The sequence below is a fragment of the Streptomyces sp. NPDC052225 genome (genome assembly GCF_040679615.1).
Taxonomy (GTDB): Bacteria; Actinomycetota; Actinomycetes; order Streptomycetales; family Streptomycetaceae; genus Streptomyces.
On sequence record NZ_JBFAVD010000004.1, the window covers coordinates 92,205 to 117,269 of the forward strand.

The following is a 25,065-nucleotide window of genomic DNA, read 5'->3' on the forward strand; positions in this document are numbered from 1 at the left end:
GTCAATGCGGACGAAAGCCGTTCACCCCGTGGGGGTGGCCCTGCGCGCCGGAGTGTGCGCCGCGTACGGCACAATTCCCTCTCATCACACGGAAGTTGACGACACCCACGGGAACCACGACATCTGAGGGCGGGGGCGCGGCGGTGGCTGTGCAGGAAGCGCGACAAGGGCAGGGCACGCACGGGGGCGGGTGCACCTGCGGCGACTGTCCGCACGGGGCGCGCGAGGGGCACCGCAGGGCAGTCGCCGCCTTCCTCGCCAAGCGCGACGGGCTGGCGTCCGGCGACGGTCTCCCGGCGGCCGTCGCGCACTCGGCGGGTGCGTCCCGGCAGTGGATCTCCGACGAACTCACCCAGTCCGCCCAGGCGGTCGCCGACCGCGGCCGCGAGGAGGGCGCCGCCTGGCTCGCCGGCCTGTGGCCGCGCACCCTGTACGCGGTGTGGGGCGGCGTCGGCGTCCTGCTGCTCGTCCAGGCGCTCACCGCGATCGGCGCGGGCTGGACCGCGGCGCGCACCGCCGGGCTCGTCGCCGCGGTCGTCGTCGGCGGGCTGCTCAGCGGCGCCGCGTATCTGCACCGGGCGCGCGGCGGCGTCCTCGCGCCCGTCATCGGCGAGGACAACCGCCTGTCGACGTCGCGCGCGGTGGCCGGCGGCGTGGTCGTCCTGACCGTGTACGCGGTCCTCGTCCTCGCCGGTGAACTGGCCCTGGCGTCGGCGCCCGGCCGCCGCGACGCCCTCATCGACGCCCTCGAACTCGCCAGGGGCGCAGGCCTGTTGACCGTACTCGCGGTGGTCTGCGCGGTCGCCGTCCTGGTCCGCAGGGTCGTCGGCCTGCGCGTCCTCGGACAGCGGCTTCAGAAGGTGCGGGCCGCCCGGCCGCGCGCCGCCGACCTGCTCACCGACGACTCCGGGCGCGGCAGCTTCACCGACACGCAGTACGTCGCCGTGTGCGCCGCCGCCGTCATCTGGTCGTGCGCCCGGCTCGCCCGCCGCCCCGACCAGCTGCCCGACCTGCCGTGGGGCCTCGCCGTCCTCGTGGCCGTCTCCGCGGCGACGTATCTGACCGGGAAGTACGCGGAGGGCGGCCGGCCGGTCGTGCTCTCCGTCGTGCGCGCCCGCGAGGCCGGCGACCTGGACGCGCCGATCCGCACCGGCGACGACATCGAGATCCGCGGTGCCGGGTTCGTGCCGCCGGGCGCGGGCACCGCCGACCAGCTCGCCCGGCTCGCCGTGCGCATCGGCCCGGTCCACGTCCACGTCCCGCTCGTCCCCGTCCCCGGCGGCTTCACCAACCCGAGCGACGCGCTGCTCACCGTGCCGGTGCCGGTCGACGTGGAGCCGGGGCGGGTCGAGGTGCAGGTGATCACGGCCGCCGGGGTGGAGACGAACCGCTGCGCGATCGACGTCGTCGACTGAGCGGTTCGGCTCAGTGATTGAGCCGGTCCGCACTCACGTACGTATGGTCAGGTAAAGGTCCCTGGTACCAGGCGCGAGAGGCGGCGGGTCGGCGATGGCGCACGGCATCCGAAGCGGCATGCACACGAGTTACGTCGAGGGGGGCGGTGACTGGCGCGAGACCGCTCAGCGGTACGCCCTGGTGCCGCTGCGGATCTTTCTCGGCGTCACGTTCATCTACGCGGCCTTCGACAAGCTCACGGACAGTGCGTTCTTCAAGGCGACCGGGGACGGGTCGATCGGGGCGCAGATGTCCGGGGTGCGGGACATCTCCGCGTTTCCGGAGCTGGTGGATCTGGCGTTGAAGGCGCCGGTCGGGTTCGGGTACGCGATCGCTCTCGGCGAGCTCGCGGTGGGGATCGGGACGTTGCTGGGGGTGCTGGCGCGGGTCGCCGCGCTGGGCGGGGCGTTGATCTCGCTGAGCCTGTGGCTGACGGTGAGCTGGGCCACCGAGCCGTATTACCTGGGGAACGATCTGGCTTATCTGATGGCCTGGGTGCCGTTGGTTCTGGCGGGGGCGGCTGTGTGGTCGGTGGATGCGTGGTGGCTCCGCCGGAAGGGTGGGGTCGCGCCGTAGGTCGGTGGGTTCGTTGCCGGGTGCGGCGCGCGTCGTGGCTGGTCGCGCAGTTCCCCGCGCCCCTGAGATGCGCACTTCGTGCGCCATCTCATGGGGCGCGTTCGCGTGGGGGAAATGCGACGCGAAGCGTCTGCATTTCAGGGGCGCGGGGAACTGCGCGAGCAACCCCCACCGGGCCGCAGACGCCCGACCTCAGGCGGACCTACGGCGGCGGGCCCGTACCGCCCCGGTGACCGCGCCGACCACCCCCGCCACGATCAACCCCCCGCCCACCAACGGGACGACGACGAACCACGGAGTCTCCCAGGCCCCGCCCGCGTCGCCGAAGTAGACGACCGCCGTCAGCATCAGGACCAGGCCCGCGATCAGCCGCCCGGGAGAGAAGTCATGCCGCACGGGACACCTCCACCTGGCCGAGTCCGACCTCGACCGTCAGTTCCAGCGTGCCGACGTCCTTGCTGCCCGCGGCCGGCGCGAGCGTGACCGTCTTCGACTGGTCCGGCTGGACGTCCACGTCATGGGACGTGTCGTCGGGGAGCTTGATGTCGCCGACACCCACCTCGATGTGCAGCTTCACCGTCTCGTCCTTCGGCAGCACGATCTTCGCCTGGCCCGCGCCGACCTCGACGTGCGTGTTCCGCGTCTTGCCCTCGGCGACGTCCACCTTCGTCAGGTCGAGCGTGCCGACGCCGGTGCCCAGTTCGTACCGCGGCCGCAGGTCCGTCGCGCTGGCCGGGGTCCAGTCCGTACGGACCCAGTCGGTGCTGATGTTGGCGGGCAGTGCGGCGGCGCCGGCGAGGAGGCCCGCCGTGAGCAGCGCCAGGATGATCGACCCGCCACTGGTGCGGCCGCGGAACGCGCTGATCGCGATGCCCAGGCCGAAGACGCCGAGGGCGCAGGCGAGCCCGGTCTGGAGGCTGGTGCCGAGTGTGCGGTCGTCCCAGGTCAGGCCGGTGCCGAGGGCGCCCGCGACCAGCGCGCCGAGGAAGGTGAGGGCGCCGATGCCGCGGGGTCCGCGCGGGGCGGGCGGGCCCGCGGGCCGGCCGGGTGCGGCGGGGCCGCGGGCGGCGGCGTACGCGGGGGAGAGGTCCTCGCTGCCCGCCGGGCCCCAGAAGTAGCCGGTGCCGCCGATGTGCGAGCCGTCCTTGACGATCGGGTCGCGCCACCACGACGGTGCCCCGGTGACGGGCGGTGCCTTGGCCTCCGGCGGCGCGTCGGCGACGGCCTGCGCGGCGGCCGGGTCGGGGACGGCGGTGCGGCGCTGCTGCGACCAGTAGCCGGCGCCCGCGAGCAGCAGGGCGAGGACGACGGCGAAGGTGAGGGCGCCGCCGTTGTTCAGCATGGAGAGGAAGACGCCGCAGCCGACGAGGGCGGTGACGATGGCGGCGAGGCCGGGTCCGTCGACGCGTCCGGTGAGCAGTTTGCGGAACTCGTTCTCGTCCTCGTCGTCGTACGGGACGAAGAGCCACGCGAAGCCGTAGAAGATCAGGCCGACGCCGCCGGTCACGGCGAGCACGGCCAGGCCGATCCGGAAGATCACCGGGTCCATGTCGCAGTGCCGGCCGAGCCCTGAGCAGACCCCGCCCAGCGTCTTGTACCGCCGGTCCCTGCGGAATCTGCGCGGCGGGGCGGGCGCTTCCTTGTCCGGCGCGGCGGGGTGGGCCGCCACCGCGTCCTGAGGCTCCTGCGTCATACGTCCATGGTGACGGTCCCGGTCCGCCGGCGGCAGTCGGGACAACCCTGGCCGAACCCTGAGATCGCCCCGGAGGCGGGCACGGGGATCAGGGAAGTTTCCGGGGTCGACCCTGATGCCCCGGCTCGTACCGCATGTGACGATCGGTGGCATGCCGGAAGCAGCCACCGCCCCTCTCACCGAAGACTCGCGAGACCCGCGGCCGCCGCGCAAGCTCTACCGCAGCAGCGACGGACGCTGGCTGGGCGGGGTCGCGCGGGGGCTCGCCGGGCATCTCGGGCTGCCGGTGGTCTGGGTGCGGCTCGTCTTCGTGGGCCTGTTCATGGCGGACGGGCTGGGGGCGCTGCTCTACGCCGCGTTCTGGTTCTTCGTGCCGCTCGGGCTCGGCGGTGTCGGTGAGGACCGCCCCACGGTCCTCACCACGGAGACGGCCCCCGACGGCCGCCGCCGACTGGTCGCGCGCCGCCCCGACAAGGGCCAGATCCTCGCGCTGCTCCTGATGGTCGTCGTCGCGATGATCTTCGTACAGAACGTGAACCTCACGGGCAACACCAAGGCGTACCTGGTCCCGACCGTCCTGGTCGGCGCGGGTGTCGCCCTGGTGTGGCGGCAGGCCGACAATGCGCGCCGGGCCCGCTGGATGGAGGCGGGCCGCCGACGGCGCACCCTGAGCGTGGCGCGCGCGGCGGCCGGGATCGTGCTCGTCGGCGCCGGGATCACCGGCATCTTCGTCACGCAGGGCGCCACCGAGCACCTCGGCCCGATCCTCCAGGCCGCGCTCGCGGTCCTCGTCGGCATCGCGCTGCTCGCCGGCCCCTACCTGGTGCGGATGACGCAGGACCTGTCCGAGGAGCGCCTGATGCGCATCCGGGCGCAGGAGCGGGCGGAGGTCGCGGCCCACGTGCACGACTCGGTGCTGCACACCCTCACGCTGATCCAGCGCAACGCGGACAGCGCCGCGGAGGTACGCCGCCTCGCCCGCGCCCAGGAGCGCGACCTGCGGGCCTGGCTGTACAAACCGGCCGCCGCGGAGGACCCGCAGGAGCCGCAGACGGTCGCCGAGGCGGTCAAGCGCAACGCCGCCGAGGTCGAGGACAAGCACGGCGTCCCCCTGGAGGTCGTCGTCGTCGGCGACTGCCCGCTCGACGACGGCCTCGCCGCACAGATGCAGGCCGCGAGGGAAGCGATGGTGAACGCCGCCAAGTACGGTGGCGAGGGTGGCGCGGTCCAGGTCTTCGCGGAAGTCGAGACAACATCGGCGGGCGACGAGGTCTTCGTCTCCGTACGGGACCGGGGCCCCGGCTTCGATCTCGACGCGATCCCCGCGGACCGTATGGGCGTAAGAGAATCGATCATCGGCCGGATGGAGCGCAACGGCGGGACGGCCCGGCTGCGGGCGGTCCCCGACGGTGGCACCGAGGTCGAACTGACCATGAAGAGGGCGGAGAAGACGTCATGACGGAACAGACCGAGGCAGTGGAGCAGGGGCCCGGGCGCCATGTGCGGGTCGTCCTGGTCGACGACCACCGCATGTTCCGCACCGGCGTCCAGGCGGAGATCGGCCGTACGGAGACGACGGGCGTCGAGGTCGTCGGCGAGGCGGCCGACGTCGACCAGGCCGTCACGGTGATCACGGCGACGCGACCGGAGGTCGTGCTCCTCGACGTTCACCTCCCCGGCGGCGGCGGGGTCGAAGTCCTGCGCCGCAGCGCCCAGTTGATGGCGGACGCGGAGAACCCGGTCCGCTTCCTCGCCCTGTCCGTCTCGGACGCGGCGGAGGACGTCATCGGCGTCATCCGCGGCGGCGCCCGCGGCTACGTCACCAAAACGATCACCGGCACGGACCTCGTGGACTCGATCTTCCGCGTCCAGGACGGCGACGCGGTGTTCTCGCCGCGGCTGGCCGGCTTCGTCCTCGACGCGTTCGCCTCGACGGACGCGCCGCCGGTCGACGAGGACCTCGACCGCCTCACGCAGCGCGAGCGCGAGGTGCTGCGCCTGATCGCCCGCGGCTACGCGTACAAGGAGATCGCGAAGCAGCTCTTCATCTCGGTGAAGACGGTCGAGTCGCACGTCTCGGCGGTGCTCAGGAAACTCCAGCTGTCGAACCGGCACGAGCTGACGCGGTGGGCTACGGCGCGGCGGCTGGTCTGAGCCTAATCGGGCGGCGTGAGTCCGAGTTCGAACCACACCACCTTGCCCACGCCGCCCTCGCGGACCTCCGCACCCCACTCATCCGCCAGCATCTCCACCAGCGCCAGCCCTCGCCCCGACTCCTCCTCCGCGGACGCCGTACGCGGAGCCGGGAGCGCGCCACTCGCGTCCGTCACCAGGACCCGGAGCCGGTCCTGCGTCAGGACTGCTCGGGCCCTGATCTCCCGGCCGGCCGGGACCTTCGCGTGGCGGTAGGCGTTGGTCATCAGCTCGCTGAGCAGGAGTTCCGCCGTCTCCGTAACGTCCTGCGGCAGCTCCCATGAACCCGCCTGTTCCCGGAACAGCATCCGCGCCCGGCCCACGCTCCGTGCGTGACGCGGCAGGCGCCATTCGATGTCCTGCGGGGGCTTCACCGTCTGCGTCGTGTGCATGCGCGCTTCATTTCCTGGGGGTGGAGATCCGGGTGGAGATTTCGGCGTTTGCCACGTTCACCTTCCCGACTCGTGCCTACGCTCGGGAGTAACAACCCCTGTACGGTGGGTAGTTGTACCTGCCGTGTACACGGTGATCCGGCGGAGGCGCGCGTGACGACGTCAATGGAGACGAATCTCGCCTGGCGGTACTGCGGCAACCAGATCAAGATGTGGCGCGAGCAGGCGGGCGTTACCAGAGAGGCCCTGGTCAAGGAGACCGGCTACGGCCACGAGTACGTCAAGTCGATGGAGACCGGGCGACGCAAGCCCACGATGCGGTTGCTGCAAACCGCCGACCAGATGTGCGGGGCGGGTGGAAAACTCATCGCCGCGCAGGAGTTCCTGAAACCGGAGGCGCACCCGCAGCGGGCCCAGGAGTTCATGGCCCTGGAGAAGGACGCGATCGCGATCAGTTCGTACGAACCGCTGCTCATCCCCGGGCTGTTGCAGACTGAGGAGTACGCGCGTGCGTTGATTGGCGAGAGCATTCCGCTCCTCGATGACGAGACGGTCGAGGAACGCGTGGCGAGCCGCCTCAAGCGGCAGCGGATGCTGACCGAGCGCCAGACGGTCATGTTCAGTTACGTGCTGTACGAGGCGTCATTGCGGACGGTGGTCGGTAGTGGCGAGGACATGAAGCGACAGCTCCAACAGATCTTGGACTTCGCGAAGTTGAGGAACGTCACGATCAAGGTGCTGCCGTACGGGAGAGTGTCCGGGGTGGCACTCAACGGGGGCATCACGCTCCTGGAGACCACCGACCATGAGCACTACGCGTACGTGGAGGCGCCGAAGACCAGCGCCCTGTACGCCGACGGAGGCAAGGCCAGTGAGCTGGCCCTGGCCCATGACATGATCCGCATGCACGCCCTCAGCCCCGAGGAGTCGGCCGAGTTCATCAGAAAGGTGGCGGAGGAACTGTGAACGCCCGCCTGACATGGTTCAAGTCCAGCTATAGCGACAGCGAGGGCGGCAACTGCCTCGAAGTCGCCCTGGATTGGCGCGAGTCCGCCCCCCGCGCCATCCATATCCGAGACTCGAAGCTCGGCCCCCAAAGCCCGACCTTCGCCGCCGCCGCACCCGCCTGGAACGCCTTCCTGGCGCACGCTCGTACCGTCTGAAATCGCCTGAGCTCCGAGCCGCGAAATCCGAGCTCTGCTTGTAGGGAATGGGTGGATGGGTCTCTACCCACCACCCACCCGCCCCGCTGCCGCGCGCCCAACTCCCGCCGCAGCCAGCGCACATGACTTTCCGCGATCGAGTTGCGACGCACGGTCGCGACCCCTTAGCGTTCGCGGCAACAAACAACCCCGGCCGGGTGTTACCAGCACCCGCCGGGGTCTGACCGCCAAGATCGAACAGGACGATCCCGTGGCTGCTGAAGAGCTTAGTCCCGCCCTGCCTTCCCCCGCACACCCCATGGCCAGTCCCGGCTACGGAAAACGCGGCACCCCCGACCAAGACCCGCTCCGCCGCGACACCTTCGCCCACCTCCCCCTCCGCGCCCGCTATCTCGCCGGTTTCATCGACGCGCTCTGCGAGAACGCCGCCATGGACGCGAAGACCCTCGCCAAGGAGCAGCCCCTCTACGGCCAGGCCGCCGTCCGCTCCGCGCTCAACGAACTCTCCGTCGCCGGACATCTGCGCCGCGTGCGCCGCGTATCCGACACCGGCACCGAGGACGGCACCACCCGCTGGGTGTTCCACACCTACTGGTCCCGCACCGCACGCAGCAACGAATGGTGGACCCGCTTCCTCAACGGTGACGTACCAGAGCCAGAGCCAGAGCCAGAGCCAGAGCCAGAGCCCGAGGCGTCCGCGCCCGTGCCGCCCGCCCGCTCCGACGCCTACCGTCGCCTTGCTCAACTCGGGCTGCATGACCCACGATTGACCCTCTCGGCGGCCGACTGTACGGCTCTGGAGGCGACGGCAGCCGAGTGGCTGGCCCGCGAACCCGACCCGCAGATCTTCACGCGGGCCATGACCGGTGGGCTGCCCGACGCCGTCCACTCACCCCGCGCCTTCGTCGCCTGCCGCCTGCGCGACAAGCTGCCGCCCGAGCGGCCCAGGTTCACGAACGCGATGCCCCCGGCGGAGCGCCCCCGCAACCTCGTCGAGTGCACGGACTGCGGTGTCCCCGGCCGACCCGAAGCGGTTCCCGACGGCCTGTGCCGGACGTGCCGACCCGCCACCATCCGGACGCCCGCCCGGATCTAGCACGGCGTCTGGTGTGATCTCCTGAACGACCTGTCGGATCGCGTGACTTGAGGGGGATTCATGGCGCTGGAGATGCGTGACGTCTGTGAGCGGTGCGAGACGGCGAAGCTGCCGTGGGACGCCGCCGCCCGGATCTGTTCGTACGAGTGCACCTTCTGCGTGCCGTGCGGCGAGGCCATGGGCGAGGTCTGCCCGAACTGCGGCGGCGAACTCGTCGCCCGGCCCACCCGCGCGCCGCAACAGGCGGGGTGAGCGGTTCACGGCGTGTGCAGGGTCCTGCGGTACGTGGCCGGAGGCGCTCGGTAGCGCGTGCGGAAGATGGTGTCCCTCGTCGTGGTGTTCTGGATCGGCAGTCGGGAGTGCGCGGGCGTCTGTGCGGGGCGCACTTTCACAGGTGGGTGTCGCTCCCTGAACAAGAGGCGGGCCACCCGGCCGCGGGGGAGCGGTGGCATGGCTCCCCGCTACCAGTCAACTGAGCGCGTCGGCGATCTTCTGGATGCGGACCCCGAGGTGACGCTCGCCCGGCGGACCCGCTCGTTGGGCCTCTTCGAATTCGACCGCTGCTCGGGCCCTGCCCCGGATGCGCGGCGAGCGATCGCCGACCGAACTTCCGGCCTGTCGTGTGTTCTTGATCACTAAAACTGGAGGGAACCACTCCGTAAAAATCTCTGTTCACAGCTACTTCACATCAGGTACGTTCCGTCTTCACTGATCGTCTTCTGTGGTGAGTGCAGTCCGTGCTGGGGAGCACGCCCGCTACATCGGCCGACAGTTTCTTCATTGGACTGCGGCGCGTACCCGGCTTGTTGGGCGGCCGCTTGGGGCGGGAGTTCGGGTGTCAGCTCGGCGTGCGCGTGTGGTGCGCTATGTCTCGACGGGTGTGGCGAGTGCGTTGCTCGCAGGCCTGTTGTCAACGTTCACGGTGGTGTCTCCGCAAGAAGCGGGTGCGGCGGATGATCCGACGCCGGTGGTGCCGTCGCAGTCGTTGGGCTCTGTGCCCGCCCAGCAGGCCGAAGAGGTTGGCAAGACCTTGCCGACACCCGAGTGGCCGTCCGCGGCCGAGGCGAGCGTGGACCTGTCGGAAGCCGCGCCCGGCGTGGCGGGCGAGGTCAGCTCGTCGCCGTCGGCGTCGGCTAGCGGTGACACTCCTACGCAGGTCGGCGGAGTGGTCGAAGTTGCGCCGCCTCCTGCCGAGCAGGCCGCTGAGCCTCAACTAGGCGGCGCCCAACGGCTGGACGGTGAGGACACTCCGTCGCCCAGCGCGAGTACCTCCGTGAGCGCCGAGCCGTCCCCCAGCGCGAGCGCCGGCGAGGCATCGCCCTCCGCGTCTGGGTTGCCAGAGGCCTCTGCCTCTCCGTCGGACGAGCCGACAGATGATGTCGCGGACACGATCTCGCCGGACCAGGTCGACGTACGGATCCTGGACCGCAAGGAGGTTGAACCCGCGGGAGGCGTGGGCCTGGGACTGCAGGTCCTGCGCACCGACGGTGCTGAGGAGCCCGGTCAGGTACAGGTTGACATCGACTACTCCGGCTTCAAGTACGCCTACGGCGGTGACTTCGCCGACCGGCTGCGCCTGGTGAAGCTGCCCGCCTGCGCCTTGCAGACGCCCGAAGCAGCCGAGTGCGCGAAGCGGGAGTTCGTCGAGGCCGACAACGACACCGCCAAGGGCACCCTGACCGCGACGGTCACTGCGGAGCCCGACACCCAGGGCGCCACCACCCAGTTGGGCGGCGCGGAATCCGGGGCGGGGGTGAGCGTGTACGCGCTGACCACCGGCTCGTCCTCGGATCAGGGCGACTACCGTGCTTCTACCCTGCCGTCGACCGGCTCGTGGAGCGTGTCGACCGGGTCGGGTGCGTTCACCTACAACCTGCCCATCCAGCTGCCTACTCCACCGATGGGTGAGGCGCCGCAACTGGCGATGACCTATAACTCGCAGTCTGTGGACGGCCGTACCTCGGCCTCCAACAACCAGGCGTCGTGGGCCGGCATGGGCTGGGACCTGAGCGTCGGCTTCATCGAGCGGCGTTACCGCAACTGCTCCGATGACGGCCTCAAGACCATCGGTGACCTGTGCTGGGACTCCCCGAACAGCACCAAGGAGCCGTCGGGCGCCGTCTACGTCATCAACCTCAACGGGGTGTCCTCGGAGCTGATCCAGGACAACACCGGCACCGGCTCGTACCACGTCAAGGACGACCCGGGCTGGCGCGTGCAGCGCCTGACGGGCGGTTATGGCGCCGGCCGCGATGGCGAGTACTGGGTGATCTCTTCGCAGGACGGTCACCGCTACTACTTCGGCTGGGGCCGCTCCGAGCGCACCACTACCGCGACCGCCTCCGTGTTCACCGTCCCCGTCGTGGGCAATGACGCCGGGGAGCCGTGCCACGACCAGTTCCCCGAGCCGTGTACCCAGGCCTGGCGCTGGAACCTCGACCGCGTCGTCGACAAGGACGAGGTCGAGTCGATGTACTTCTACGACAAGGAGTACAACCACTACCGCTCCGTCGCGAACGCTGACAAGGCCCGCTCGTACGTCTCCTCCGGCTACCTGAAGGAGATCCAGTACGGCTGGGCCTCCCAGATCACCGATGGCAAGGTCCCCGCCAAGGTTGAACTGTCCCATGTCAACCGGTGTATCGAGCGGATGGCGCAGAACGATCCACTGCGCAATGCGGTCGCGGAGTGTCCGACGTTCAAGGACAAGCCCGGATCATATCCGGATGTACCGATCGACTTGATGTGTGACGGAACGTCGGCTGACTACAACTGCGCGGGCAAGACCTACTACCCGACGTTCTTCTCTACCGACATGCTCTGGGACATCAAGACCTACGTCGCGGACACCGCCGGGACAGGCTGGGACCTGGTGGAGCAGTTCCAGACCAAGCACGGCATGCCCAACCCTGACGGGGCGATCGGCAAGACGCTGTGGTTCGACTACCTGCAGCGTGAGGTCTATGGCAACGACCCCGACCTGGTGCTGCCGGTGATCAACTTCAATGGTACGGATCTGGATAATAAGGTCGGTTCCACTGAGCTCAACTTCCGTCGCGTGTCCGAGATCCACGGCGACACCGGTGCCACCACCACGGTGAACTATGGCTCGGCGAATCCATGTGATGCGGACGCTCTGCCTTCCCAGTCCGGCAACGGCACGGACTGTTACTGGCAGAAGTGGACGCCCGAAGGGGCGACCGAGGCGAAGACCGGCTGGTTCCGCAAGTACCTGGTAAAGAAGGTGGAGGTGGACCCCACGGTCACCACCAACCAGGACGGCGCCCCGGTCATGACCACCACCTACGACTACGTGGGCCAGGCGGGCTGGCGTTTCACCGCCGATCCGCTCACCCCGGACGACGACGAAACGTGGTCGGACTGGCGCGGCTACCAGGAAGTCGAGGTCACCTCCGGTGCCGGCACCAACAAGCACTCCACCAAGACTTGGCTCTACCGCGGCCTCGACGGCGACCGCACCTCTAAGACGGACCCAGCGGCAACGAAGTCGGTAACCGTCAACGACGGCTACACCGCCACCAAATACACCGACTCCGACTGGCTGGCCGGCAAGACCATCTCCACCACTAGCCGCGACGACGCGGGAAAGGGATGGGCCCACACGCTCTACTCGTACTGGAGTCACAACACTGCCCAGTACGACGGCCTGCCCGATGCCCGGTTCGTGCGTGAGTCCAAGGCCCTGAACTACACGCTGCTGTCGGACGGCACCTGGCGTGAGCACGGCGTGGAGCAGGAGTACGACGATTCCGAGGGCGCCTCGACCACCTTCGGCCTGCCTATGCGCACCGACGACTGGGGCGAAAGCAGCGTTTCCGACAATCGGTGCACCGCGTACGGGCGTGCCTACAACACCGACAACTATGACTCCACCGGTGCCCAGCGTTGGACCGTCCTGCAAGACCAGGTCAAGCACTACAGCGTGGGATGCTCCAGCATCGCCGACACCAACCAGGACGGCTACACCACCACCCTCTACGACAACTCGACTGCGGTCGCGGACAACCACCCGGCCGACGGCGATCCCACCGAGGTTCGTACCTACACCAAAGCCGGCACGTACAACACTGTAAACACGGGCTACGACAACGCGGGCCGCACCGTCTGGAAGGAAGACGGCCAGCACAACCGCACCACGCTTGTCTACAGCCCGGCCAACTCCTGGCCGGTGGACGGCATCACCACGACGACGCCCGACCCCGACGGCAGCATCTCCGCACGAGGTCCATTGGCGTCCACGCAGTGGATATCCCGGTTCTGGGGCGTGCCCTATCAGAGCCGAGACGTGAACGGGAACCTGACCAAGATCACGTTGGACGCGGCCGGTCGCATCACTGAGGTTTGGAAACCGACCGAGACCGGATCGAACCCGTCGATGAAGTTCGGCTACCGGATCCCGACATCGACCAACGGCTCTGGTGTTCCCGACAGCGTGGACGGCTACCCCCACATCACGACCAGCCTGCTGCAGTCGGGCTCCACCTACCTGACGTCGCACGAGTTCACCGATGCGCTTGGTCGCACCCGTGAGAAGCAGGTCGCACTGCCCGATGACGTGCCGCCGAACGGAACCGATCCGGTGGCGTACCGACAGGCGTCGGTGACTCGTTATGACTCCTCCGGCAATGTCGCTGGTACCTCGGCGGTCTTCCGTAATCAGGGTGTCGCGGGTGCCACTGGCCCCTCCAGCCCGCTGGTCAAGGACATTCCCTCCTACACCGATGTCGCCGTCGACTGGGCCGGACGCACCACGCTCTCCCAACTCCAGGCACTTGGCGTCCCGCAGGAACAAGGCAAGGTGGCGACGACCTACGGGGGGGAGAAGACCACGGTGAAGACCGCGGTGAAGCCCGCACCGGCCGGGACCACCGAACCTGTGGGCGGGACCACCGACACCTACACCGATGTGTACGGGCAGACGTCCAAGATCGTCGAGCACAACGGCACCAGCCTGTACACCACCAGCTACGGGTACACCGGCAAGGGCGAGCTCGCCAAGATCACCGACGGTCGCGGGAACAACACCCTCTACGGGTACGACTGGGCTGGGCAGCGCACCTCGACCGATGACCCCGACGCGGGCGTCTCGTCCACCACCTACGACGTGAACGGCGGGATCGACACCGTCACCAGCAACGCTGGCAAGAACGTCGTCTCCTACGGTTACGACAATCTGGGCCGCAAGACCAGCATCCGTTCTGGCAGCGACGAATTGGCCACCTGGTCCTGGGACGGCATCGGCATTACCAACGGCAAGGGCAAGATCTACCAGAGCACGAACAAGGACACGCTAGGCAACATCTACACCACCAAAACAAGCGCCTTCGACACCCGGGGCCGTCCCACCTCGACCACGACCACGATTCCGGCGAACGTGACCGGTCTTGTGGGCAGTTACACCACCACCCTCGGATACGACGCCGCCGACCACGTCACCACTGTCGGCTATCCGGCCGCGGGTGGCCTGGCAGCCGAGACGGTCACCACCGCCTACGACGTGTACGGGCACCCCAACCGCACCACCTCCAGCCTGAACGGCACCGTCTACGTCGACAGCACCGCCTACGACGCCTACGACCGCATTTCCGAGCGCCTCTACGGCCAGGAGATCGGCGGCAACGGCGTCAACGCCATGCGCACCTACGACTACGACGACGCCAACGGCACCCGCTGGCTGAACAAGATCGCCACCACCACCAGCATCAACGAACTGGTCAGCTCGCAGCAGGTCGACACCTACAAATACGACCTCGCCGGGAAGATCACAGAGGTGCGGGAGCAGGCGGGCGGCCAGACGGCGACATCCCAGTCGCAGTGCTTCACGTACAACGACATTGACATGCTCAAGAAGGCCCTGACCACCACCGCGGCCTCCTGCACCGGTGTGACGGCCTCCGACTTCAAGGGCACCGCGCCCTACCAGACCACCTACAACCACGACCTGCTTGGCAACCTACAGATCGTCACCGACACCAACAGCAGCGGCCAGACAACGGACCGCGACTACCTGTACCCCGGCTACGACGACAACAACAACTGGACCACCGCCAACGCTGACCAGCCCCACGGCGTCCGTGCCGTCAAGAACCTCACCGACGGCACTCTTACCTCGACCGACACCATCACGTACAACGCCGACGGCACCATGCTCAAGCGCACCGAACCTGGTACCGGCGCATCCACGGCCAAGACCACCGACTACACCTGGACCAAGCAGGCCCAGCTCGCCACCGTTACGACCACCAAGTCCACAGGCAGTGAGCTGACCCGCTACGCCTACGACGCCGACGGCAACCTCCTGGTACGCACCAGGCCGGCCGAGACGGTTGCCTACCTCGGCGGCACCGAACTCACCACCACCGACGGCAAAACTGCCACCGCGACCCGCTACTACACCTCCGGCCCCACCACGATCGCGATGAGGACCACCAACTCCGGATCCGGCAAGGTCACTTACCTCACCGCGGACACCCAGGCATCCACCCAACTCGCCATCGACGCGGGCACCGGAGCCACCACACGGCGCCGCTACACGCCCTTCGGCGACGAGCGCTCCGGCAATCTCCCAGCAGGAACCGACCACGGTTTCCTCGGCAAATCCGAAGACAAATCCACTGGCCTCTCCCTTCTCGGCGCCCGCGCCTACGACCCCGCCCTCGGCCGCTTCCTCAGCCCCGACCCCCTCTCCACCCCCTACAACCCCCAGAACCTTTCCGCTTACAGCTACAGCAACAACGATCCTGTCAACAACAGCGATCCCAGCGGCCTGCAGTACCAGGCTGATGGCACAGGGTTCGAGAAGTGCACGAAGCCCGGTGGTTGCGTCCACGATGTACCTGACGGCGTATCAAATCTTCCGGAACCGATATGGACCTATGAAAGCGTCACCGGCGGAGACGTGAACAATGACGGTGTCGTATCCGTTTACCCCGGCGTGGATATACCCGCAACATGGGCAAAGGGCGATCAGTTCATTCAGGCATTCCATATCGTCCAAGAGGAATGGCCGAATGGCTGGACTGACCCCGTACCCGGGTCCGCATATTCTGCAGGACAGGTTGCCGCGGCAGTCAATGAAGCATGCCTGGATGTCGGCGGCTGCCCGAAGCAGATGATGGTCGAGGCAAATCTCATGTCTGCCGCGATCAACGCTGAGCTCACCTATGGAGGCGGAACCGGGCACTCAGGGCGAGCGAAGAATGGGAAGGAAAAGGGCAGAGGCAGCTGCAACGGCAATAGCTTCACGGAGTCAACGCAGGTCCTACTCGCCAACGGCAAGCACAAGAAGATCAAGGACATTAAGCCGGGCGACAAAGTTCTGGCGGCAGATCCAGATACCGGATCGAAGGAAGCGAGACAAGTGTCCGCCACCATCATTGGATCTGGCACCAAACATCTTGTTGATCTGACGATCGCGACCAAGAAGAATCGCCGCTCAGTTATCACAGCCACGGACGGACACCTCTTCTGGATTCCAGAGCGAGAAGCCTGGATCGAAGCTGGCCACCTTAAGGCGGGCGAATGGCTGGAGACTCCCTCGGGTGAGCAGGTAAGAATTGATTCGCTCGCTCACCGCACGAAGCGAAACGTTGTGGTTCGGAATCTAACCGTTGACGGGCTGCACACGTACTACGTCATGGCGGACGAGACGCCGATCCTTGCGCACAACGCAGGAGAATGTCCCGAGGATGGTTTGCCGCATGGTGCCCTGGGTGAAGCTGCCACCCTTGATCGACTTCAGAATGAGGGATACACGAATATCACCAGAGAGGTCCGCTTCAAGAACAGTAACGGCGACGTCTTCCGAGCTGACTTCGTGGCACAAGACCGCACGGGAACATGGGTAGCTGTAGAGGTGAAGACAGGTAAGGGCGCTAAACTGACCGACAATCAGTCGCTGGGATATAGTGAGCTTGGGGCCAGCGGTGCCGAGTTGAACAGCAGTAGACTGCCAGGACTGAAGAAGGGTTCAACGGTCATCATGAAGGTTCAAATTGACCTTTGGAGTTGCGGCGTTTGCAACATGTAGGAAATTTCGTGAACTAAAAGGCACGCCTCTGCGGAAAGGGGGAAATCGTGGGATCAAAAGCTGCCATGGTCGCCTTCATCGGGAATGGGAGCAAAAAAGCTTTCCAGGATTCGATGATCGATCATGTAAGCTCAAAGCGTCTCGCAGGGCGAGCCTTCGGGGGGGCACCCAGCGAAGCTGGCCTTCTCCCGCTTGATCTCGCTGTCTGGCCTGACGGTGGAAATGTGTGCGCTGCGAGCATGCCCGAATGTGAGGTTGTCTGTTCCCGCGACCTCGCCAAATATAGGCCTAGCGAAATGAGTGATTGGGTAGCTCGCATTGCAGGCGAGCGAGATGCTTTTGCGGTCTTCATGCAAAGCGCTGAAGACTGGGCTGCATTCGCCGTTTGGTCGGGCGGGAAATTGGTTAGGTCGCTGAGCCTCAATCCAAGTTCTGGCATCATCGAGGATGTGGGTGAACGGCTAGCTTTCGAAAACGATTTTTGGGCAGGCCGGAAGTCGGTGCGTTCTGCTGAGAGCTACGATCTCCCATTCCATCCGATCGATCTTGGCAACGAGGCGCTCAGGGAGTTCTTTGGGTTCATCTTGGAGGGTCGCGAAGACGAGTCCTGTATTGATCCCGAAGAGGTGGAGATTCCGGCATTTCGAATTCTCTGAAGATTCGTGCTGCTGGCCTGGGTGAGTACGGATGCGACGGCGTGCTCGGCCAGGCCTGCGGTGCCAGCGGTGACGATTATCATCGGCCCGTCCTCGACTGTGTCGCTGACGAGCTGTGTGCGCTCGGCGGCGGTGCTGGTGGACAATTCGGCGACGGCAGGCACGGCACTCTCGCCAGAGCATGGGTACGGACCGGTCCAGTGCACCACCGGACCGGGTGGCGGGGTACGGGAACTGTGCAGGCGGCCGGGTACGCGCGAGCGGTTTGACAAGGTGAGGTGTTGAGGGGCGAGTTGGTCGAGGTCGGTGCGGCGCCGGTGGTGAGTTTTATCGGCGCAGCGGCCTACCTATCAGCCGCTGCTCATTCCGGGGTTGTTGCAGACGCAGGAGTACGCGCACTCGCTGATCGGTGCGAGCGTCCCGTCGCTCGACGATGAGGTCGTCGAGGAACGCGTGGCGGGTCGCCTCAAGCGGCAGGAGGCGCTGACCGAGCGCAAGAACGCCATGTTCGGCTTCGTGCTGTATGAGGCGACGTTGCGCACGGTTCTCGGGAGTGGCTGGCCCGCGAACCCGACCCGCAGATCTTCACGCGGGCCATGACCGGTGGGCTGCCCGACGCCGTCCACTCACCCCGCGCCTTCGTCGCCTGCCGCCTGCGCGACAAGCTGCCGCCCGAGCGGCCCAGGTTCACGAACGCGATGCCCCCGGCGGAGCGCCCCCGCAACCTCGTCGAGTGCACGGACTGCGGTGTCCCCGGCCGACCCGAAGCGGTTCCCGACGGCCTGTGCCGGACGTGCCGACCCGCCACCATCCGGACGCCCGCCCGGATCTAGCACGGCGTCTGGTGTGATCTCCTGAACGACCTGTCGGATCGCGTGACTTGAGGGGGATTCATGGCGCTGGAGATGCGTGACGTCTGTGAGCGGTGCGAGACGGCGAAGCTGCCGTGGGACGCCGCCGCCCGGATCTGTTCGTACGAGTGCACCTTCTGCGTGCCGTGCGGCGAGGCCATGGGCGAGGTCTGCCCGAACTGCGGCGGCGAACTCGTCGCCCGGCCCACCCGCGCCCCGCAACAGGCGGGGGGAGCGGTTCACGGCGTGTGCAGGGTCCTGCGGTACGTGGCCGGAGGCATGCCGTAACGGGTGCGGAAGGCGCGGCTGAAGTGGAAGGGGCTCGCGAAGCCCGACGCGGCGGCGACCCGGTCGACCGGCAGGCCGGTCGCTTCCAGGAGGTGCGCGGCGTGCGCCAGGCGCGCGTCGCGCAGGGTCCGCATCGGGGTGGAGCCCAGTTCGCCGGAGAAGAGATGCGCCAGCCGGGACGGGGAGAGGGCGACCGTTGCCGCGAGGGAGGCGACGGTGTGCTCGGCGCCGGGGTCGGCGGCGATCACGTCGAGGACGTGGGCGAGCCGTGGGTCGAGCGGGCCCCGGGGCCGGTCCGTGGCGAGCAGCACGGCCTGTTCCAGGCGCCCGAGGGCGAGTTCGCGGGCGGTCTCCGTACGGGCGACGGCGACCCGGGCCGGATGCGGGCCCGGGCCCGGCGCCACCGGATACGACGCGTCGGCGTGCGCTTCCCGGAAGGCGGCCGTGATCCGGTCGCGGACGGCAGCGGACAGGGTGCCGGTCACCTGGACCCCGTCGCCCAGGTGGTGATCGCGCAGGCGTCTCGTCCACAGGGGGCGCAGTCGGCAGTGGGCCCACCACAGGGTCCAGTGGCCGGCCCCGGACGCGATCCGGTAACGCTGCGGGACGTCGGGGCCGAGTACCGCGAGCGTGCCCGGTTCCAGTACGCGGTGCACCGCGCCCTGCCACACCTCTCCCGCGCCACCCGTCGTCCACAGGAGCAGCGCACTGCGTGACCCGTCGGGCCGCTCGACCCGGTACCCGGGGCGCTCGTCGAACCGGGCCACCGTCACCAGGCCGGCCGGCGGCGAGTCCGCAGCAGGGACAGGCAGATCGTCAGCACGCACGGACATCCCCTCCGCTCAGCCGCCCCTTCTAGCGTGGTCACGGCCTGCGAACACACCGGCCACGAGCGGCCTTTGGAGGAAGCGGAGACATGACCGTCGACGGCAAGGACACGGTAAGGGACGCGGCTGGTGAGCCGGTCGGGCAGTCGTTCGGTGAGCCGGTCGGGGAGGCGTTCGCCGAGCAGGGGTACGTCGTGCTGCGCGCCCTGTTCGACGCGGACGAGATCGCCGCGCTGCGCGGCCGCTTCGACGCGCTGCCCGCGCAGGGCCCGCGCCCGGGACTCTTCGAGCCCGACCCGGACGCCGCCGACCCGCTGCGCCGCTGGCCCCGCGTGATGCACCCGCACCGTTTCGACCCGCTCGCACGCGGCGTGCTGCTCGACGCCCGGCTGCGCGGGGTGCTGCGCGCGCTGCTCGGGGAGGAGCCGCTGGCCGCGCAGAGCATGTTCTACTTCAAGCCGCCGGGCGCCCGCGGCCAGGCCCTGCACCAGGACAACTTCTATCTGCGGGTCGAGCCGGGCACCTGCGTCGCAGCCTGGCTGGCCTGCGAGCCGATCGACCGGGACAACGGCGGCCTGGAGGTGGTCCCCGGCACCCACCGGATGGACCTCTTCTGCCCCGAGGAGGCCGACCCCGAGGTGTCCTTCGCCCGCGAGTACGTGCCGCCGCCGCCCGGCCTCGCCCCCGTCCCGGTCGACCTCTCCCCGGGCGACGTCCTCTTCTTCAACGGCAGCCTGGTCCACGGCTCGGGCCCCAACCGCACCGCCGACCGCTTCCGCCGCTCCTTCATCTGCCATTACGTGGGGGAGTCGGCCCGGAGCATCGGACGCTTCTACGACGCTCTGACGATGGATGACGGCACGGCCGTGGAACTGGCGGAGAGCGCCGGGGCGGGACCGTGCGGCACGGAGTTCACCGCGGCGGGCCCGCACTGAGCGGCGTCAACTGCTCGATGTCGTAACGGAGTCGAAGCTCGGCGACCGCGTCCGGAGTGGGCGCGCCGGACGCGATGAGCTCGCCCATCTCGGCCAGGTACTGCTCGTGCCCGGCCGGGGCGACCAGGAACAGCAGGCGGGCGGGGGCCGGGCCCGGGTTCGCGAAGGCGTGGGGGCAGCCGGCCGGGACGTACATGGCGCTGCCCGGGCCGCCGCGCAGCGCCTTCGTGCCGTCCCGCGACTCCCAGGTCTGCCAGTCCGCGCCCGTGCGCCGCAGGGGCTCGAAGGCGAGCAGGTCCAGTTCCCCGTCGAGGACGTAGAAGACCTCCTCGGCCTCCCGGTGCAGATGCGCGCCCACGTCGAACCCGACCCCGATCTCGGCCTCGAACATCGACCACCGTGGCGTCTCGTGCGCGCCGACCTTGAGCGTCATCCCGGCCGTCTCGATCCTGCGACCGGCGCCGGGGGAGAGCAGAAGTCCGTCGGTCATGCAGGGCAGCGTGCGGGCGGGCGGGGGCGGTTGGCAATGCGCAGGGGTACGTAAATTCGATGCCCTCGGAAATGGTGGTGCGGCCGGGCGCCGGGCTGTGGCTCCATGGACTCATGATGTCCACCGACAGGCTGCTCGCCTTCGCGGCGATGTCCTTCCTCCTCATCGTGATCCCCGGACCGAGCGTCCTCTTCGTCATCGGGCGCGCCCTCGCGCAGGGGCGTCGCGCGGCCCTGACGACGGTCGCGGGCAACACGCTCGGCGCGTACGTCCTCGTCGTCGCCGTGGCGCTCGGCGTCGGGTCGGTCGTGGAGCGTTCGATCGTCGTCTTCACCGCGCTGAAGCTGCTGGGCGCGGCGTATCTGATCTACCTCGGCGTGAAGGCGTTCCGTCAACGCCGGGCGTTGCAGGAGGTGTTCGCGCGGACCGGCGACGGGGAGTCCGAGGCGGTCGGGGGTCTTCGCACGTTCTGGGAGGGGTTCGCGGTCGGGGTCGCCAACCCGAAGACGATCGTGTTCTTCGCCGCGGTGCTGCCGCAGTTCGTCGACCGGGAGGCGGGCCACACCGTGGTCCAGATGCTCGTCCTCGGCCTCGTCTTCAACGCCATCGCCGTCGCGTCCGACAGCGTCTGGGGCCTCGCCGCGTCCACGGCCCGCTCCTGGTTCGCCCGCTCCCCGCGCCGCCTCGCCGCGGTCGGCGGCACGGGCGGACTTGCGATGGTGGGGCTCGGAGTGAGCGTGGCGGTCACGGGGCGGGCGGATTGACCGGGGAGCCGCTGGCGGGCGGCCTCGCCAACGCGGGGGCCGTCACCCGGCACGGCTCGGTCGTCGAACGCCCGGCACCACCGCACGCGCCGGCGCTCCACGCCCACTTGAACGGCCTGCGCCGCAGGGGCTTCGATGGCGCCCCAACTCCCGTATGCCTTACGGCAGATGGGGTGAGGGAGCGGCTCACGTACATCCCCGGTGACGTCGCACTCCCGCCCTTCCCCCACTGGTCGATGACCGACGACGCCCTCCGCTCGGTCGGGACGCTGCTGCGGCGGATGCACGACGCGGCGCGGGCGTTCCCGGCGGGCGAGGAGTGGTCCGGGGAGTTCGCGGACCCGTCGGCGGCGGACGCCGAGAACCTGGTCCTGTGCCACAACGACGTCTGCCCGGAGAACGTCGTCTTCCGCGCCGGACGCGCCGCCGCCCTCATCGACTTCGACATGGCGGCACCGGGCCGCCCCCTCTGGGACGTCGCCCTGACAGCCGGCTACTGGGCCCCGGTCCTCGACCCGCTCTCCGCATCCCTCCACTACCCGCCGGGCCTCGACCCCGTCCACCGCGTGACGGTCCTCGCGGACGCGTACGGCCTCACCCCGCCCGACCGCGCCGCCCTCCCCGCCACCATCGAACAGGCCGTCGCCGTCTGCCGCGCCTTCGTGGAACGCCGCCTCGCGGCCGGGAACGAGGCATTCGTCAACGTGCATGCGGAGAAAGGGGGTTGGGCGCGGTGGGACCGACGGCAGGAGTGGCTTGCGGGGCGTCGGGGGGAGTTCGAGGCGGCGCTACGCCGGTGAGCTCGCCGTCAGCCGCCGGGTCAGCTCGGTCAGTTCCGGCAGGCGCAGTACGCGGTCGTCGAAGCCGGGCAGCGGTACGTGCAGCGGGTCGGTCCAGCGTCGGGGGATCGCCTCGGCCCCGTACACGGCGCCCGCGAGCGCGCCGGTGACGGCGGCGACCGTGTCGGTGTCGCCGCCGAGGTCGATCGCGGCGCGCAGCGCGTCCTCGTACGAACCGGTCGTGCGCAGCGCCCACACCGCCGAGCCGAGGCACGGCCAGACCGCGCCGTTGAACTCGGTGGCGTGGTCCGGGTGCCAGTCGGCGGCGAGGACGGTGGCGTAGCGGTCGCGGTGGTCGGGGTGGACGAGGCCGACGACGTCGGGGAGGCCGGCGACCGGGTCCGCGCCGTTGAGCGCGCGGCGCACCAACTCGTGCAGGACGGCGGTGCCTTCCCAGGCCGCGCGGTCGCCGTGGGTGAGAGCGGCGATGCGGCGGGCCGCGTCCATGGTGACCTCGGTGCCGTGCGGCGCGAAGTACACGGCGGACGTGGCGGCGCGCATCAGGGAGCCGTTGCCCGCGGCGCGCCCCGTGACCTGGAAGTGGATCGCGGCGGCCAGGTCCCACGGGTGGCCGTTGGCCAGGACGTCCTCGGTCTGCAGGCCGATGTCCTTGGGGTCGGCGGCCGCCCAGCGCTGGAAGCGGGCGAAGAGGTCGGCGGGGTCGAGGCCGCCGCGGTCGAGCAGCGACTCGGCGACGATGACCGCCATCTGCGTGTCGTCGGTCGCCTCGCCCGCGTCCCAGCCGCCGCCCCCGCACATCTCGTTCTCCGGGGAGCCGGGCCCCGCCGGGAACCGCGCGGAGAAGACCCCTTCGGGGCCGAACTCGAACGGACCGCCCAGAGCGTCGCCGACGGCGGAGCCGATTACGGTGCCGAGGGCGCGTTGCGGACGGGGGACGGTCATCGCGGCAGTCTGGCAGATCTACTCACCCGTACGGCCGATATGTCCGTTACGCTCCATTCGTATGGCTGTGAGGAGCGACACACCCCCGACCCCCTGGCTGACCCAGGCCCTGCCCCGGCTGCGCGGGCTCGAGCCGACGCGTAGTTACGGGTACGCCGGTGAGCTGCTGCACGACGACGGGCGCGGTGACATGCAGGCCTACGGGGCCCGCGTCGGCGATCTCGCGTTGCGGCTCGGGGAGGCGTTGCTCGCGTACGGGGGGTCCGCCGAGGAGGCGGTTGCCGGGATGCTCGTCGTCGCCGAGACGTACGGGCTGAGCTACTGCGAACCCGGGGTCACCCTTGCGACCGTGTCGCTGTCCGGGTACGCGCCCGGCGAGCTCACGCCGCTGCACGCGAGCCGCGTCATCCGCAAGCACGCCACCGACTTCCGCACCCTGAGCCGCATCCACCGGCTTGTCGACCGGATCAGCGCGCGCGAGCTCGATCTGGACGAGGCGCGCGCCGAGACCGCCCGGGTGCTCGACGGGCCGCCCGCGCCGGGCGGGCGGTGGCGGGTGCCGGTGCAGACCGGGCTCGTGGCGGCGGGTGGCAGTGTCGTGTTCGGGGGCGGGCCGCAGACCTCGCTGGTGTCGTTCGTCGCCGGGCTGCTCGGGGCGTTCCTCGCCGGGTGGCTCGGCCGCCACGGAGTCCCCGCCTTCTACCGGTACGCCGTCGCGTCGATGCCCGCCGGAGCACTCGCCCTCGCCGTCAGCGGGACCGCGCCGCCGTCCGCCGTGCAGGCCATCGTGGTCGCGGGGGTGCTCGGGCTGCTGCCCACGGTGACCTTCGTGAGCGCCATCCAGGACGCGCTGACCGGCCACTATCTGACCGCCCTCGGCCGACTGTGCGACGCGCTGCTCGTGTTCGCCGCCGTCGTCACCGGTGTCGTGGTGGTCCTCGGGCTCGGCGATCTGGCGGGCATCAAGGTGCCGATCGTGCCGACCACCGTGCGCGCGGACTACCTCGGCGCCCCGGCCGTCGGCGCCGTCGTCTTCGCGGTCGCCGTGGCCGCACGCGCCCGCACCCCGCGCCGCGACTGGCTCCCGGCCGCCGCGCTCGGGCTCGGCGCCTTCGTGGTCTCGGTCGAGTTCCGCGCGTTCGGCTTCTCGTCCCTCGTCGGTACGGCCCTGGTGGCATCGGTGGTCGGCGGCGCCGGCTACCTGGTGGCCCGCCGCCGCAGGGAGTCCGCGCTCCCCCTCGTCGTCCCCGGCATCGCCCCGCTCCTACCGGGCGGCGCGCTCTACGCCTCCCTGAGCGCGCTGGCCTCAGGCCGCACCACGGTGGGCATCGCGGGCCTGGTGAACGTCGCGGCCGTCACGCTGGCGCTGGCGGTGGGGGTCGGCCTTTCGGGCGAGGTGGGGCAGTTGGTGCGGCGGGTCCGGGGGCGTGCGGCGTGACCGGGCGCCCCCGAAGCGCGGCAGGTTACGCGTGGCCGCCGTACGCGAAGCTGCAGGACGAGTAGTCGCCGTTGACGGCGCAGAGCTGGATGTAGACCGTGGTGCCCTCCGCCAGGTTTCCGCTGTTCCACTTGCTGTAGTAGACGGCCGCGTACCCGCGAGTGGTGGCGGTGCGCGACGAGGTGGGAACGATCATCGAGGCCTCCATCCCCCATCCGTCGGTCGCCACGTCCCCCACCTGGAACGCGTCACCGGGGATGTCCCCGACGGGGTCGGCGTTCCACACCATGACGCCCGCGTAGGAGCCGTTGTGGTAGGCGGCGATGGTGAAGCCGCCCTCGGAGTCCACGGGGCTCTTGCTGAACGTCCAGTCGGATTCCGCCGCCGCGTCGCTCGCCCCGAGGGTGAGGGAGGTTCCGCCGATGAGGGCGCTCGCCGGTCGGGGAGTCACGCCCC

Annotated in this window: 24 protein-coding genes; 17 read left to right on the forward strand and 7 right to left on the reverse strand. The window is 69.2% G+C overall.

The genetic code is table 11. The annotated features are described in order from the left end of the window. The first annotated feature begins 143 nt into the window (after positions 1 to 143). Together AB0L37_RS08175 and AB0L37_RS08180 are read left to right on the forward strand one after the other, a co-directional pair. On the forward strand, positions 144 to 1,415 hold the full coding sequence (locus tag AB0L37_RS08175; protein ID WP_365501617.1) for a hypothetical protein: 1,272 nt from the start codon (positions 144 to 146) through the stop codon (positions 1,413 to 1,415). 94 nt (positions 1,416 to 1,509) lie between these two features. Continuing rightward, positions 1,510 to 2,031: a DoxX family protein gene (locus AB0L37_RS08180; RefSeq protein ID WP_365501619.1), complete on the forward strand. Its 522-nt coding sequence runs from the start codon at positions 1,510 to 1,512 to the stop codon at positions 2,029 to 2,031. Positions 2,032 to 2,223: 192 nt separating this feature from the next. On the opposite strand, the gene AB0L37_RS08185 is transcribed toward AB0L37_RS08180, so the two are convergent. After that, the gene (locus AB0L37_RS08185; protein WP_365501621.1) at positions 2,224 to 2,427 is read right to left on the reverse strand and encodes a hypothetical protein; all 204 of its coding nucleotides are present in this window, start codon (positions 2,425 to 2,427) and stop codon (positions 2,224 to 2,226) included. Beyond that, complete coding sequence (locus AB0L37_RS08190) at positions 2,417 to 3,724, reverse strand: PspC domain-containing protein (RefSeq protein WP_365501623.1); 1,308 nt, start codon at positions 3,722 to 3,724, stop codon at positions 2,417 to 2,419. Before AB0L37_RS08190 ends, AB0L37_RS08185 begins: the two co-directional genes overlap by 11 nt. Before the next feature lie 151 nt (positions 3,725 to 3,875). On the opposite strand from AB0L37_RS08190, the gene AB0L37_RS08195 reads away from it, so the two are divergent. Next, complete coding sequence (locus tag AB0L37_RS08195; protein ID WP_365501625.1) at positions 3,876 to 5,183, forward strand: PspC domain-containing protein; 1,308 nt, start codon at positions 3,876 to 3,878, stop codon at positions 5,181 to 5,183. After that, positions 5,180 to 5,878 (forward strand): response regulator transcription factor, encoded by a 699-nt coding sequence (locus AB0L37_RS08200; protein ID WP_365501627.1) that lies wholly within the window; start codon positions 5,180 to 5,182, stop codon positions 5,876 to 5,878. Before AB0L37_RS08195 ends, AB0L37_RS08200 begins: the two co-directional genes overlap by 4 nt. Before the next feature lie 2 nt (positions 5,879 to 5,880). On the opposite strand, the gene AB0L37_RS08205 is transcribed toward AB0L37_RS08200, so the two are convergent. Continuing rightward, on the reverse strand, positions 5,881 to 6,309 hold the full coding sequence (locus AB0L37_RS08205; protein WP_365501629.1) for an ATP-binding protein: 429 nt from the start codon (positions 6,307 to 6,309) through the stop codon (positions 5,881 to 5,883). A gap of 153 nt (positions 6,310 to 6,462) precedes the next feature. On the opposite strand from AB0L37_RS08205, the gene AB0L37_RS08210 reads away from it, so the two are divergent. The 9 genes from AB0L37_RS08210 (at position 6,463) to AB0L37_RS08250 (ending at position 18,413) form a co-directional block, all read left to right on the forward strand. Then, positions 6,463 to 7,275 carry a helix-turn-helix transcriptional regulator gene (locus AB0L37_RS08210; protein ID WP_365501631.1) on the forward strand — a complete coding sequence of 271 codons (813 nt, stop codon included), beginning with the start codon at positions 6,463 to 6,465 and terminating at the stop codon, positions 7,273 to 7,275. Further along, positions 7,272 to 7,472, forward strand: a complete 201-nt coding sequence (locus tag AB0L37_RS08215; RefSeq protein ID WP_365501633.1) for a DUF397 domain-containing protein — start codon at positions 7,272 to 7,274, stop codon at positions 7,470 to 7,472. Before AB0L37_RS08210 ends, AB0L37_RS08215 begins: the two co-directional genes overlap by 4 nt. A gap of 298 nt (positions 7,473 to 7,770) precedes the next feature. Next, complete coding sequence (locus AB0L37_RS08220) at positions 7,771 to 8,568, forward strand: hypothetical protein (protein WP_365501635.1); 798 nt, start codon at positions 7,771 to 7,773, stop codon at positions 8,566 to 8,568. A 60-nt stretch (positions 8,569 to 8,628) separates the two neighbouring features. Continuing rightward, positions 8,629 to 8,820, forward strand: a complete 192-nt coding sequence (locus AB0L37_RS08225) for a DUF1272 domain-containing protein (RefSeq protein ID WP_365501637.1) — start codon at positions 8,629 to 8,631, stop codon at positions 8,818 to 8,820. A 604-nt stretch (positions 8,821 to 9,424) separates the two neighbouring features. Then, the gene (locus tag AB0L37_RS08230; RefSeq protein WP_365501639.1) at positions 9,425 to 16,618 is read left to right on the forward strand and encodes an RHS repeat-associated core domain-containing protein; all 7,194 of its coding nucleotides are present in this window, start codon (positions 9,425 to 9,427) and stop codon (positions 16,616 to 16,618) included. Positions 16,619 to 16,914: 296 nt separating this feature from the next. Then, entirely contained in the window at positions 16,915 to 17,274 is a 360-nt protein-coding gene (locus AB0L37_RS08235) for a hypothetical protein (protein ID WP_365501641.1), read from the forward strand. 375 nt (positions 17,275 to 17,649) lie between these two features. Continuing rightward, positions 17,650 to 17,874, forward strand: a complete 225-nt coding sequence (locus tag AB0L37_RS08240; RefSeq protein WP_365501643.1) for a Scr1 family TA system antitoxin-like transcriptional regulator — start codon at positions 17,650 to 17,652, stop codon at positions 17,872 to 17,874. After that, the gene (locus AB0L37_RS08245) at positions 17,871 to 18,107 is read left to right on the forward strand and encodes a hypothetical protein (protein WP_365501645.1); all 237 of its coding nucleotides are present in this window, start codon (positions 17,871 to 17,873) and stop codon (positions 18,105 to 18,107) included. Before AB0L37_RS08240 ends, AB0L37_RS08245 begins: the two co-directional genes overlap by 4 nt. Positions 18,108 to 18,167: 60 nt before the next feature. Then, complete coding sequence (locus tag AB0L37_RS08250) at positions 18,168 to 18,413, forward strand: DUF1272 domain-containing protein (protein WP_365501647.1); 246 nt, start codon at positions 18,168 to 18,170, stop codon at positions 18,411 to 18,413. On the opposite strand, the gene AB0L37_RS08255 is transcribed toward AB0L37_RS08250, so the two are convergent. After that, entirely contained in the window at positions 18,365 to 19,246 is an 882-nt protein-coding gene (locus AB0L37_RS08255; protein ID WP_365501649.1) for a helix-turn-helix domain-containing protein, read from the reverse strand. The two genes, AB0L37_RS08250 and AB0L37_RS08255, sit on opposite strands and share 49 nt — an antisense overlap. An 83-nt stretch (positions 19,247 to 19,329) precedes the next feature. Between AB0L37_RS08255 and AB0L37_RS08260 the strand changes: the two genes are divergently transcribed. Beyond that, positions 19,330 to 20,175 (forward strand): phytanoyl-CoA dioxygenase family protein, encoded by an 846-nt coding sequence (locus AB0L37_RS08260; protein WP_365501651.1) that lies wholly within the window; start codon positions 19,330 to 19,332, stop codon positions 20,173 to 20,175. Here AB0L37_RS08260 and AB0L37_RS08265 read toward each other — a convergent pair. Then, the gene (locus tag AB0L37_RS08265) at positions 20,153 to 20,665 is read right to left on the reverse strand and encodes a cupin domain-containing protein (protein ID WP_365501653.1); all 513 of its coding nucleotides are present in this window, start codon (positions 20,663 to 20,665) and stop codon (positions 20,153 to 20,155) included. The genes AB0L37_RS08260 and AB0L37_RS08265 overlap by 23 nt on opposite strands. 113 nt (positions 20,666 to 20,778) lie before the next feature. Between AB0L37_RS08265 and AB0L37_RS08270 the strand changes: the two genes are divergently transcribed. Both AB0L37_RS08270 and AB0L37_RS08275 read left to right on the forward strand, forming a co-directional pair. Beyond that, positions 20,779 to 21,429 (forward strand): LysE family translocator, encoded by a 651-nt coding sequence (locus AB0L37_RS08270; RefSeq protein ID WP_365501655.1) that lies wholly within the window; start codon positions 20,779 to 20,781, stop codon positions 21,427 to 21,429. Continuing rightward, positions 21,426 to 22,229, forward strand: a complete 804-nt coding sequence (locus AB0L37_RS08275) for a phosphotransferase (protein WP_365501657.1) — start codon at positions 21,426 to 21,428, stop codon at positions 22,227 to 22,229. Before AB0L37_RS08270 ends, AB0L37_RS08275 begins: the two co-directional genes overlap by 4 nt. On the opposite strand, the gene AB0L37_RS08280 is transcribed toward AB0L37_RS08275, so the two are convergent. Next, positions 22,218 to 23,171: an ADP-ribosylglycohydrolase family protein gene (locus tag AB0L37_RS08280; protein ID WP_365501659.1), complete on the reverse strand. Its 954-nt coding sequence runs from the start codon at positions 23,169 to 23,171 to the stop codon at positions 22,218 to 22,220. The genes AB0L37_RS08275 and AB0L37_RS08280 overlap by 12 nt on opposite strands. 61 nt (positions 23,172 to 23,232) lie before the next feature. On the opposite strand from AB0L37_RS08280, the gene AB0L37_RS08285 reads away from it, so the two are divergent. Next, complete coding sequence (locus tag AB0L37_RS08285) at positions 23,233 to 24,609, forward strand: threonine/serine exporter family protein (protein ID WP_365501661.1); 1,377 nt, start codon at positions 23,233 to 23,235, stop codon at positions 24,607 to 24,609. A gap of 25 nt (positions 24,610 to 24,634) precedes the next feature. On the opposite strand, the gene AB0L37_RS08290 is transcribed toward AB0L37_RS08285, so the two are convergent. Next, positions 24,635 to 25,060: a hypothetical protein gene (locus AB0L37_RS08290; protein ID WP_365501663.1), complete on the reverse strand. Its 426-nt coding sequence runs from the start codon at positions 25,058 to 25,060 to the stop codon at positions 24,635 to 24,637. Between the last annotated feature and the right edge of the window lie 5 nt (positions 25,061 to 25,065).

Coding starts and splice junctions, on each gene's coding strand:
- AB0L37_RS08180 (WP_365501619.1), top strand. CDS start 1,510: ATGGCGCACGGCATCCGAAGCGGCATGCACACGAGTTACGTCGAGGGG.
- AB0L37_RS08190 (WP_365501623.1), bottom strand. CDS start 3,724: ATGACGCAGGAGCCTCAGGACGCGGTGGCGGCCCACCCCGCCGCGCCG.
- AB0L37_RS08195 (WP_365501625.1), top strand. CDS start 3,876: ATGCCGGAAGCAGCCACCGCCCCTCTCACCGAAGACTCGCGAGACCCG.
- AB0L37_RS08200 (WP_365501627.1), top strand. CDS start 5,180: ATGACGGAACAGACCGAGGCAGTGGAGCAGGGGCCCGGGCGCCATGTG.
- AB0L37_RS08205 (WP_365501629.1), bottom strand. CDS start 6,309: ATGCACACGACGCAGACGGTGAAGCCCCCGCAGGACATCGAATGGCGC.
- AB0L37_RS08220 (WP_365501635.1), top strand. CDS start 7,771: ATGGCCAGTCCCGGCTACGGAAAACGCGGCACCCCCGACCAAGACCCG.
- AB0L37_RS08225 (WP_365501637.1), top strand. CDS start 8,629: ATGGCGCTGGAGATGCGTGACGTCTGTGAGCGGTGCGAGACGGCGAAG.
- AB0L37_RS08235 (WP_365501641.1), top strand. CDS start 16,915: ATGAGTGATTGGGTAGCTCGCATTGCAGGCGAGCGAGATGCTTTTGCG.
- AB0L37_RS08245 (WP_365501645.1), top strand. CDS start 17,871: ATGACCGGTGGGCTGCCCGACGCCGTCCACTCACCCCGCGCCTTCGTC.
- AB0L37_RS08250 (WP_365501647.1), top strand. CDS start 18,168: ATGGCGCTGGAGATGCGTGACGTCTGTGAGCGGTGCGAGACGGCGAAG.
- AB0L37_RS08255 (WP_365501649.1), bottom strand. CDS start 19,246: ATGTCCGTGCGTGCTGACGATCTGCCTGTCCCTGCTGCGGACTCGCCG.
- AB0L37_RS08260 (WP_365501651.1), top strand. CDS start 19,330: ATGACCGTCGACGGCAAGGACACGGTAAGGGACGCGGCTGGTGAGCCG.
- AB0L37_RS08265 (WP_365501653.1), bottom strand. CDS start 20,665: ATGACCGACGGACTTCTGCTCTCCCCCGGCGCCGGTCGCAGGATCGAG.
- AB0L37_RS08270 (WP_365501655.1), top strand. CDS start 20,779: ATGATGTCCACCGACAGGCTGCTCGCCTTCGCGGCGATGTCCTTCCTC.
- AB0L37_RS08280 (WP_365501659.1), bottom strand. CDS start 23,171: ATGACCGTCCCCCGTCCGCAACGCGCCCTCGGCACCGTAATCGGCTCC.
- AB0L37_RS08285 (WP_365501661.1), top strand. CDS start 23,233: ATGGCTGTGAGGAGCGACACACCCCCGACCCCCTGGCTGACCCAGGCC.